General features: G+C 66.6%; 8 protein-coding genes. 7 read left to right on the top strand and 1 reads right to left on the bottom strand.

The genetic code is table 11. The features are described from left to right. The 7 genes from sucB to HMPREF3067_RS00255 form a co-directional block, all read left to right on the top strand. A partial coding sequence (sucB, locus tag HMPREF3067_RS00285; protein ID WP_070767754.1) for a 2-oxoglutarate dehydrogenase, E2 component, dihydrolipoamide succinyltransferase occupies positions 1-1,047 on the top strand: 1,047 nt, incomplete at its 5' end. 330 nt (positions 1,048-1,377) lie between these two features. Beyond that, a complete protein-coding gene (gene gcvP / locus HMPREF3067_RS00280; protein ID WP_070767753.1) occupies positions 1,378-4,233 on the top strand; it encodes an aminomethyl-transferring glycine dehydrogenase in 2,856 nt (951 codons plus the stop codon). After that, on the top strand, positions 4,234-5,346 hold the full coding sequence (gene gcvT / locus HMPREF3067_RS00275) for a glycine cleavage system aminomethyltransferase GcvT (protein ID WP_070767752.1): 1,113 nt from the start codon (positions 4,234-4,236) through the stop codon (positions 5,344-5,346). It abuts the gene before it with no gap. 57 nt (positions 5,347-5,403) lie between these two features. Continuing rightward, a complete protein-coding gene (gene gcvH, locus HMPREF3067_RS00270) occupies positions 5,404-5,793 on the top strand; it encodes a glycine cleavage system protein GcvH (RefSeq protein ID WP_070767751.1) in 390 nt (129 codons plus the stop codon). Between the two features lie 173 nt (positions 5,794-5,966). Beyond that, positions 5,967-6,803 (top strand): lipoyl(octanoyl) transferase LipB, encoded by an 837-nt coding sequence (gene lipB / locus HMPREF3067_RS00265; RefSeq protein WP_070767750.1) that lies wholly within the window; start codon positions 5,967-5,969, stop codon positions 6,801-6,803. A gap of 105 nt (positions 6,804-6,908) precedes the next feature. Further along, on the top strand, positions 6,909-7,961 hold the full coding sequence (gene lipA / locus HMPREF3067_RS00260) for a lipoyl synthase (RefSeq protein WP_070767749.1): 1,053 nt from the start codon (positions 6,909-6,911) through the stop codon (positions 7,959-7,961). Positions 7,962-8,075: 114 nt separating this feature from the next. Further along, entirely contained in the window at positions 8,076-8,861 is a 786-nt protein-coding gene (locus HMPREF3067_RS00255; protein ID WP_070767748.1) for a DUF4191 domain-containing protein, read from the top strand. Between the two features lie 97 nt (positions 8,862-8,958). Here HMPREF3067_RS00255 and HMPREF3067_RS00250 read toward each other — a convergent pair whose 3' ends face one another. Further along, on the bottom strand, positions 8,959-9,432 hold the full coding sequence (locus tag HMPREF3067_RS00250; protein ID WP_070767747.1) for an RDD family protein: 474 nt from the start codon (positions 9,430-9,432) through the stop codon (positions 8,959-8,961). Between the last annotated feature and the right edge of the window lie 51 nt (positions 9,433-9,483).

The raw sequence follows: 9,483 nt of genomic DNA, 5'->3' as shown, positions 1-9,483 counted from the left end.
AAGGCCGAAGAGCCGAAGAAGGAAGAAAAGAAGGAAGAGTCCCCGAAGAAGGACGAGTCCGCGGCTAAGAACACCTCCGCGAAGGTCAACAACGGCGACAACGTCCCGTACGTGACCCCGCTGGTGCGCAAGCTGGCTGACAAGCACGGCGTTGACCTGAACTCCGTGGAAGGCACCGGCGTCGGCGGCCGCATCCGCAAGCAGGACGTGCTGGCTGCTGCCGGCGAGGGCGAGGCCCCGAAGTCCGGCTCCGACAAGGCTGCCTCCGGCAAGTCCGGCGAGCGCGCCAACTGGTCCACCAAGTCCGTGGATCCGGAGAAGCAGGAGCTCATCGGCACCACCCAGAAGGTCAACCGCATCCGCGAGATCACCGCCTCCAAGATGGTCGAGGCCCTGCAGATTTCCGCGCAGCTGACCCACGTGCAGGAAGTCGACGTCACCGCGGTGGCCGACATGCGCAAGAAGAACAAGCAGGCGTTCATCGACAAGTACGGCGCCAACCTGTCCTACCTGCCGTTCATCGTGAAGGCCACCGTCGAGGCGCTGGTCTCCCACCCGAACGTCAACGCCTCCTATAACCCGGAGACCAAGGAGATGACCTACCACGCGGACGTGAACGTGGCCATCGCCGTGGACACCCCGCGCGGCCTGCTCACCCCGGTCATCCACAAGGCGCAGGACAAGACCCTGCCGGAGATCGCCCAGGCTATCGCCGAGCTGGCCGACAAGGCCCGCAACAACAAGCTGAAGCCGAACGATCTGACCGGTGCTACCTTCACCGTGACCAACATCGGCTCCGAGGGCGCCCTACTGGACACCCCGATCCTGGTTCCGCCGCAGGCCGGCATCCTGGGCACCGCGGCCATCACCAAGCGCCCGGTAGTCGTCAATGACGACGGCCAGGACGCCATCGCCATCCGCCAGATGTGCTACCTGCCGTTCACCTACGACCACCAGGTGGTCGACGGTGCTGACGCGGGCCGCTTCATCACCACCATCAAGGACCGCCTGGAGACCGCGGACTTCGAGTCTGACCTGGCTCTCTAAGCCAGCTAAGACGTGGCCTTGAGTCGCCGGCCTTACCGGGCCGGCCCGAGCCCCCGTTGTCTTTTCCTATGACTTTAGGGAAAGGCAACGGGGGCTTCGTCTTTGGCCAACTACCCCCGCGACCCCCTTGTGGGGCAGATTTGGTCACAGTGTTTTGGTCCAGTTGGAGATGTCACTAACCCCCGCACGCGGGGCCGACGTCCCCGAGGCGTGGCGAGGCGTATTTAACGCGCTGTGGTTGGGGGTGAAAAAGGCCCGGGGGTGCGGCGCGCAACAATATACTGGTGTTCCGTATGGCCGTTTTGCCTACCCAATCAAGGAGTAACGCTAATGGAATTCATCTCCCGTCACCTCGGGCCAGATGCCACCGAACAATCTAGGATGCTGGAGGCGGTGGGTTATTCCACCGTTGAAGACTTGGTCGACGCCGCTATCCCGGCCAAAATTCGGGCCGACCAGCGGCCGGAGCTGCCGGGCCTGCCGGAACCGCTCAGCGAGCACGACGCCCAGGAACGCCTGCGCGAGCTGGCTGGCAAGAACCACCTGCTAAAGTCCTTCTACGGTCAGGGCTACAGCGACACCATTACCCCGCCGGTCATCCGCCGCGGCCTCCTCGAGGACGCCGGGTGGTACACCGCTTATACCCCGTACCAGCCGGAGATTTCCCAGGGCCGCCTGGAAGCGCTCCTCAACTTCCAGACTATGATCCAGGACCTGACCGGCCTGCCGATCGCGAACGCCTCTCTGCTGGATGAGGCCTCCGCCGTGGCCGAGGCCGTCGGCCTGATGTCCCGCGCGGTCAAGAAGGGCCGCCGCGTGGTCCTGGACGAGCGCCTCCACCCGCAGGTGCTCAACGTCGCCGCCGAGCGCGCCCGCGCCATCGAACTGGAGGTCATCGTCGCGGACCTGACCGACGGCCTGGCCGGCGAGGACATCGTCGGCGTGGTCGCGGCCTACACCGGCACCGAGGGCGATATCTTCGACCCGCGCTCGGTCATCGAGGAGGCCCACTCCCGCGGCGCCCTGGCCGCCGTGGTCGCCGACCCGCTCTCCCTGACGCTGTTGGAGGCCCCGGGCGAGATGGGTGCCGACATCGTCACGGGCAGCTCCCAGCGCTTCGGCGTGCCGCTGTTCTTCGGCGGCCCGCACGCCGCGTTTATCTCCGTCACTGACAAGCTCAAGCGCCAGATCCCGGGCCGCATCGTGGGCGTGTCCAAGGACGCCGAGGGCCGCCCGGCCTACCGCCTAGCCCTGCAGACCCGCGAGCAGCACATCCGCCGCGAGCGCGCCACCTCCAATATCTGCACCGCCCAGGCGCTGCTGGCCAACGTCGCCTCCATGTACGCGGTCTACCACGGCCCGCGGGGACTGAAGGCAATCGGCGAGCGCGTGCACGGCCTGGCCTCTACCTTCGCCGCCGCCGTCAAGGGCGAGGGCCTGGATCTGGCCGCCGAGGACTTTTTCGACACCGTCACCATCACCGGCGTGGACGCCGCCGCCATCAAGTCCTCCCTGCAGGAGGCCGGCTATCTGGTCCGCGCCATCGGCAGCGACAAGGTCTCGGTCTCCTTCGGCGAATCCGCTACCCATGCCGACGTCGAGGCCCTCGCCAAGGCCTTCGGCGGCGAGGTCGCGGACACCGAACCCTTCGCCCTGCCGGAAGCCCTCCAGCGCTCCACCCCGTTCCTGGAGCACGAGATCTTCAACTCCCTGCACTCCGAGACCCAGATGATGCGCTCCCTGCGCGAGCTGGCCGACAAGGACCTAGCACTCGACCGCAGCATGATCCCGCTGGGCTCGTGCACCATGAAGCTGAACCCGACCGCGGCGATGGAGCCCATCTCTTGGCCGGAGTTCGCGGGTATCCACCCTTACGCCCCGGAGGAGACCACCGCCGGCTGGCGCGAGCTCATCACCCAGACGGAGGACTGGCTGGCTGCGCTTACCGGTTACGCCAAGGTCTCCATCCAGCCGAACGCGGGCTCCCAGGGCGAGCTCGCCGGCCTGCTGGCCATCCGCCGCTACCACGTGGCCAACGGCGACAATGGCCGCGACGTCGTGCTCATTCCGGCGTCTGCCCACGGCACCAACGCCGCCTCGGCGACCCTTGCCAACCTGCGCGTTAGCGTGGTCAAGACCGCCGACGACGGCTCGATTGACCTGGCGGACCTGGACAAGAAGATCGAACAACACGGCGAGCACATCGCCGGCATCATGATCACCTACCCGTCCACCCACGGCGTCTTTGACCCCGAGGTCCGCGAGGTCTGCGACAAGATCCACGCCGCCGGCGGCCAGGTCTACATCGACGGCGCGAATATGAACGCCCTGACCGGCTGGGCCCAGCCGGGCCAGTTCGGCGGCGACGTCAGCCACCTGAACCTGCACAAGACCTTCACCATCCCGCACGGCGGTGGCGGCCCGGGTATCGGCCCGGTGGCCGTAGCCGAGCACCTCATCCCGTTCCTGCCGTCCAACGCCGCCGACCCGGCTCACGATGCCACCGAGGCCACCCCGGTCGGCGAGGGCGTGCCGATCACAGCCAGCCAGTACGGCTCCGCCGGCGTGCTGCCCATTTCCTGGGCCTACCTGGCCATGGCCGGCTCCCAGGGCCTGCAGCAGGCCTCCGCGCACGCCATTCTGGGCGCGAACTACCTGGCCCACGAGCTGCACGATTCCTTCCCGATCCTCTACACCGGCAACGCCGGCCTGGTCGCGCACGAGTGCATCCTGGACCTGCGCGAGCTGACCGACAAGTCCGGCGTGACCGCCGCGGATGTGGCCAAGCGCCTCATCGACTTCGGCTTCCACGCCCCCACCCTGGCCTTCCCGGTCGCCGGCACCCTGATGGTCGAGCCGACCGAGTCCGAGGACAAGGGCGAGCTGGATCGCTTCATCGAGGCCATGCGCACCATCCGCGCCGAAATCCAGGAGATCATCGACGGCAAGGTCGCCTACGAGGATTCCGTCATCGCCCACGCCCCGTTCACGGCGCTGTCCGTGTCCAGCAACGACTGGGCTTACGGCTTTAGCCGCGAGCAGGCCGCCTGGCCGGTGGACACGCTGCGCCGCGGCAAGTACTTCGCCCCGGTCCGCCGCCTGGACGAAGCCTACGGCGACCGCAACCTCGTCTGCTCCTGCCCGCCGCCGGAGGCTTTCGAGATGACCAACGAAAAGGAGAGCTAAATGTCCGAACTAAGCAATTCCCCGCTGCATGCTGAGCACGAGAAGCTCGGCGCCACCTTCACCGCCTTCGGACCGTGGAACATGCCGCTGAAGTACGCCAACGAGCTGGACGAGCACCGCGCCGTGCGCGAGGCCGCCGGGCTGTTCGACCTGTCGCACATGGGCGAAATCTGGGTCACCGGCCCGGACGCGGCCAAGTTCCTGTCCTACGCGCTCATCTCCAACCTGGAAACCGTCAAAGTGGGCAAGGCCAAGTACTCCATGGTCGCCGCCGAAGACGGCGGCATCATCGACGACCTCATCTCCTACCGCTTCGAGGAGGAGAAATTCCTGGTGGTGCCGAACGCCGGCAACACCCAGGCCGTCTGGGAGGCCTTCCAGGAGCGCGCGAAAGACTTCGACGTGCAACTCAAAAACGAGTCTCAGGACGTGGCGATGATCGCCGTCCAGGGCCCGAAGGCTGCCGAGATCCTCGTCCCGCTGGTCGAGGACAATAAGCAGGACGCTGTCTATGAGCTCGGCTACTACGCCGCCACCATGGGCAAGGTGGCCCGCAAGTTCGCCATCGTCGCCCGCACCGGCTACACCGGCGAGGACGGCTTCGAGCTCATCGTCTACAACGCGGACGCCCCGGAGCTGTGGAACGAGCTCCTGCGCGCCGGCGAGGAATACGGCATCAAGCCCTGCGGCCTGGCTGCGCGCGACTCCCTGCGCCTGGAGGCCGGCATGCCGCTCTACGGCAACGAGCTGTCCCGGGATATCACCCCGGTCGAGGCCGGCATGTCCCGCGCCTTCGCCAAAAAGGAAGCGGACTTCGTGGGCGCGAAAACCATGCGGGCGCGCGCCGCCGAGGGCCCGCAGCAGGTCATCACCGGCCTGGAGTCTTCCCAGCGCCGCGCGGCCCGCTCCGGCGCCGAGGTCTACGTGGGAGATACCCACGTGGGCACCGTGACCTCCGGCCAGCCCTCCCCCACGCTGGGCCACCCGGTCGCCCTGGCGCTGCTGGATACCTCCGCGGGCCTGGAGCCCGGCGCCGAGGTCGAGGTCGACATCCGCGGCAAGCGCTACCCATTCACCGTAACGGCCTTGCCGTTTTACAAGCGGGACAAGTAAAACCGTTCTAAGATAAAGCTCGATAACGCCCGATCCTTTCAGAAAGGACTTTTACCCATGGCCAACCTGCCTGATAACTACTCCTACTCCGAGGACCACGAGTGGCTGGCTGCCGCTCCGGACGACGTCGTGGGCAAGACCGTCCGCGTGGGCATCACCTCGGTCGCCACTGAGCGCCTGGGCGAGGTCGTCTTCGCCGAGCTGCCTGCCGTCGGCGACTCCATCACTGCGGGCGACTCCTGCGGCGAGGTCGAGTCCACCAAGTCCGTCTCCGACCTGTTCGCTCCGGTCACCGGCACCGTGACCGCCGTGAATGAGGGCGTGCACGATGACTACTCCGTCATCAACAACGATCCCTTCGGCGACGGCTGGCTCTTCGAGGTCGAGGTCTCCGAGGCCGGCGAGCTGATGAGCGCCGCCGACTACGCCGCCGCCAACGGTATCTAAGACCCATCTCAGCCGCGCGCTGGCCCCTGCCAGCGTCCCGCGCCCCCGGCAAGACCCGGTAGCCCGCCCGTGGATGTACACGGACGCGCTTCCGCGTGCTGGGGGTGCTTTTGTATACCCAGTTGGGCATCCGCCCGCGACCTAGCGGCCGAGGCGAATTACAATGGGTATCTATGACTGCACCGCGCGATCCTTTCTTCCCCGCCGACCGCTCCATTCGCGCCGACAACGCGCCCTTGGACATCCGCCACCTGGGGCGGATGGACTACCAGGAAGCTTGGGACCTGCAGGCCGATCTGGCCAAGCAGCGCGCCCAGGGGGATATCGGGGACACAGTGCTGGTGGTCGAGCACCCCAGCGTTTACACGGCCGGCAAGCGCACCATGGAATCCGACATGCCGGATAACGGCCAGCCCGTCATCACTGTCGACCGCGGCGGCCGGATCACCTGGCACGGGGAAGGCCAGCTCGTGGTCTACCCCATCATCCGCCTGGCCGAGCCCGTCGACGTGGTCGACTACGTCCGCCGTCTGGAGGAGGCCACCATCCAGGCCGTGCGGCAGATGGGGGTCACCACCGCCGGGCGCATCGACGGCCGCTCCGGGGTCTGGGTGCCGTCCACCACGGAGCCGAAGGACCCGCAGGCCCCGCACCGCGACCGCAAGATCGCCGCGCTGGGCATCCGCATTACCCGCGGGGTGACCATGCACGGCCTAGCCCTGAACTGCTGCAACACGCTCGAGTTCTACGAGCACATCGTGGCCTGCGGCATCGACGACGCCGACGTGACCACGTTGTCTCTTGAGCTCGGCCGCCACGTCGGCCTAGAGGAAGCCACCGAGCCGTTGCTGGGTGCGCTTGACGATGCCCTCTCGGGCCGCCTCGTCGTCGCCGACCACACCTTCGGTTCCGCGCCGGATCCGACCAAGCTAGCCAACGAGGCCCGCCGGCGCGCCCGCCAGCAGGCCGCCACCCCCGAACGAACGACCCCGGAAGCCAACCAGGAATGATCACACCGCTTTCGTGGTTGTGACTGAGACATCCCCGGAGTGCCGGACGCCCCGAAAAACCGGACATTTTCCACTTCGCCAACTCAACGACGTAGGGTAGACAACGTGACTATTAAGCCTGAAGGACGCAAGCTGCTACGCATCGAGAAAAAGAATGCGGAATCTCCGATCGAGCAGAAACCCCGATGGATCCGTAACCAGGTGCGCACCGGCCCTGGCTACGAAGATATGCGCAACCGCGTCGCCGGCGCCTCCCTGCACACGGTCTGCCAGGAGGCCGGTTGCCCCAACATCCACGAATGCTGGGAATCCCGCGAGGCCACCTTCCTCATCGGCGGCGACTCCTGTACCCGCCGCTGCGATTTCTGCGATATCAAGACTGGCAAGCCGGACGCCTTGGACACGGACGAGCCGCGCCGCGTGGCCGAAAACATCCGGGAGATGGACCTGAACTACACGACCATCACCGGCGTGACCCGCGACGACCTGCCGGACGAGGGCGCGTGGCTCTACGCCGAGGTGGTGCGCAAGATCCACGAGCTGAACCCGCACACCGGCGTGGAAACCCTCACCCCGGATTTCTCCGGCAAGCCGGACCTGTTGCAGGAAGTCTTCGAGGCCGAGCCGGAGGTCTTCGCCCACAACCTGGAGACGGTCCCGCGCATCTTCCGCCGCATCCGACCGGCCTTCCGCTACGAACGCTCCCTGGACGTTATCCGCCAGGCGCACGACTACGGGCTTATCACCAAGTCCAACCTCATCCTCGGCATGGGCGAGACCGCCGAGGAGATCGAGGAGGCCCTGCGCGACCTGCGCTCGGCCGGCTGCGACATCATCACCATTACCCAGTACCTGCGTCCCGGCCCGCGCTTCCACCCCATCGAGCGCTGGGTCCGCCCGGAGGAGTTCGTCTCCCACTCGAAGCTCGCTAAGTCCTTGGGCTTCGGCGGCGTCATGTCCGGCCCGCTGGTGCGCTCCTCCTACCGCGCCGGCCGCCTGTATGTTCAGGCCATGGAGGCCCGCGGCCGCGAGCTGCCCGCCCACCTGTCCCACCTGGCCGAGACCTCGAAGGGCGCTACCGCCCAGGAGGCCTCCACGTTGCTGGACAAGTACGGCCCGTCCGAGGAGACCCCGGTGACCGCTCGCGTCAAGAGCTAAGCCACTGCCAGGCACTCACCTGTCTACCTTTAGCTGACTTCGTACTGTTGCGGGGCCGCGCCACAGCGCGGCCCCGTTTCCAGTTTGCGGGCACAACCCTTTAGAGTAGAGGGCATGGCACAGGGAAATACTAAGGCCGATCTCAAGGCCGCAAAGAAGGCAGAGAAGAAAGCCAAGCGCGAAAAGGGCAAGCAGACGCGCCGCCAGATGTGGCAGGCGTTCCAGATGCAGCGCAAGCAGGATAAGGCGCTTATCCCGCTGATGCTGCTGGCCTTCTTGGGGCTGGGCCTGCTCTTCTTCCTCATCGGCATGCTCTTCAACGGGCAGTGGTTCATGCTGCCCATCGGCCTGGCGCTGGGCGCGCTTTTGGCCATGTTCATCTTCACTCGCCGCCTCGAGCGCGACATGTACAAAAAGGTCGAGGACCAGAAGGGCGTGGCCGGCTACGCGCTGGAGAACCAGCTGCGCAACACCGTCGGCATCGCCTGGAAGGTCGAGCAGGGCGTCGCGGTCACCCGCCACCAGGACCTGGTCCACCGGGTCATCGGTAACCCGGGCGTCGTGCTGGTCTGCGAGGGCGACAAGAAGCGCCTGTCCGCTACCGTGGGGCAGCTGAAAAAGCGCATCGACAAGCTCGCCGCCGGCGTGCCGGTCTACGAGGTCTACGTCGGTGAAGGCGAGGGCGAGGTGCCGCTGGCCAAGCTGCGCAGCCACATCATGCGCCTGCCGCGTAACTACAACAAGAACGAGGTCTACGCCAACGCCCGCCGCATCGAGGCCATGGATTCCCTGCCGGGCCAGATGCCGGGCGTGCCCAAGGGCCCCATGCCCCAGCAGGCCCGCAACATGTCCGGCATGAACCGCCGCATGCGCCGCGCCGCCGGCCGCAAGAAGAAATAAGGTTCCCGCGCCAGATAAAAACGGCGCCCGCCTCCTACCCCAAACTTTCTCGGGCTGGGAGGCGGGCGCCGTTGTTTTTGCGGGCCGGGGCTGGAAATTAAGCCATGATGACCGTGGTGCCGGTGCCGCGGTCGTGCATTCCGCGCCCGTCGGCGTCGACCATGGCGGCCGGGAAGAAGACGGCCGTGAGCAACGTGCGCACGGCCGCGCGCCAGAAGCCCACGCGGGTGCCGGGGGCGTCGACGCGGGCCACGCCCATGCCCAGCACCGCCATTCCGGGGGTACGGGCAAAGAGCCAGCCGCAGACGATGCCCAGGATGATCCAGATGCCGTACCCCAGGGTAGCGGCCGCGCCGAGGGCGTCGGTGAACTGGGTGATGATGATGGCCAGGACCATGCTAATGCCCCAGTCGATCAGCACCCCGCCGGCGCGGCGCATGACCGAAGCCTGCGCGCCGGAGCCGCTTTTCGGCAGTCCAAGCAGCTCCCCGGGCCACCGGGAGACTGCCTCGGCGGAATCATATTCACCGGGGATGCTGGGGCCGTCCAGCCACGTTTTCTTTTCAGCCATGCCCACTAATTTAGCGGGGTTGGAAGGCAGAGGAAAACCCCGCCCGGAAAT

Origin of the sequence: Corynebacterium sp. HMSC04H06 (assembly GCF_001815935.1) — a bacterium.
GTDB lineage: Bacteria > Actinomycetota > Actinomycetes > Mycobacteriales > Mycobacteriaceae > Corynebacterium.
This window is presented reverse-complemented; position numbering and strand designations above follow the sequence as displayed.

What these genes read in the sequence shown, in the direction of transcription:
- gcvP (WP_070767753.1), top strand. Translation starts at nt 1,378, where the DNA reads ATGGAATTCATCTCCCGTCACCTCGGGCCAGATGCCACCGAACAATCT.
- gcvT (WP_070767752.1), top strand. Translation starts at nt 4,234, where the DNA reads ATGTCCGAACTAAGCAATTCCCCGCTGCATGCTGAGCACGAGAAGCTC.
- gcvH (WP_070767751.1), top strand. Translation starts at nt 5,404, where the DNA reads ATGGCCAACCTGCCTGATAACTACTCCTACTCCGAGGACCACGAGTGG.
- lipB (WP_070767750.1), top strand. Translation starts at nt 5,967, where the DNA reads ATGACTGCACCGCGCGATCCTTTCTTCCCCGCCGACCGCTCCATTCGC.
- HMPREF3067_RS00255 (WP_070767748.1), top strand. Translation starts at nt 8,076, where the DNA reads ATGGCACAGGGAAATACTAAGGCCGATCTCAAGGCCGCAAAGAAGGCA.
- HMPREF3067_RS00250 (WP_070767747.1), bottom strand. Translation starts at nt 9,432, where the DNA reads ATGGCTGAAAAGAAAACGTGGCTGGACGGCCCCAGCATCCCCGGTGAA.